Source organism: Corallococcus sp. CA047B (genome assembly GCF_003612065.1).
Lineage (GTDB): Bacteria > Myxococcota > Myxococcia > Myxococcales > Myxococcaceae > Corallococcus > Corallococcus praedator.
On record NZ_RAWD01000755.1, the window covers coordinates 1 to 382 of the forward strand.

The 382-nt window shown below is 30.6% G+C and carries 1 protein-coding gene; it reads right to left on the reverse strand.

Features of this window, described 5'->3' with window-relative positions:
• A partial coding sequence (locus D7X74_RS42520) for a CpsB/CapC family capsule biosynthesis tyrosine phosphatase (protein WP_304984954.1) occupies window positions 1–382 on the reverse strand: 382 nt, incomplete at both ends.

A 382-nucleotide genomic window follows, 5' to 3' on the forward strand; every position in this document is an offset into this window, starting at 1 on the left:
CTTCAATATCATTCGAATATTTCTTCAATTTATGATTGTGAAATAATTCTTGCATCAAAAATGGTCTTTGGTCACATGAATGTGCATCTGAAGCTACAAAATGAGCCAAATTACATTCTATAAATTGTAATGATAACTTTTGAATGTTTTTACCAAATCCACCAACTAAAGAACTCGATGTTAATTGACTCAATGCCCCATTTGCAACAAGTTCATATAATATTTCTGGATTTTTTGCGATACTTCTATTTCTTTCTGGATGTGCAATGATTGGTATGTAGCCTCTCGATTGTATTTCAAAAAACAATTGTTTTGTATAATGTGGTACTTCGCCCGTTGGAAATTCAATTAGTAAATATTTCGAACGATTAATACCTTGAAT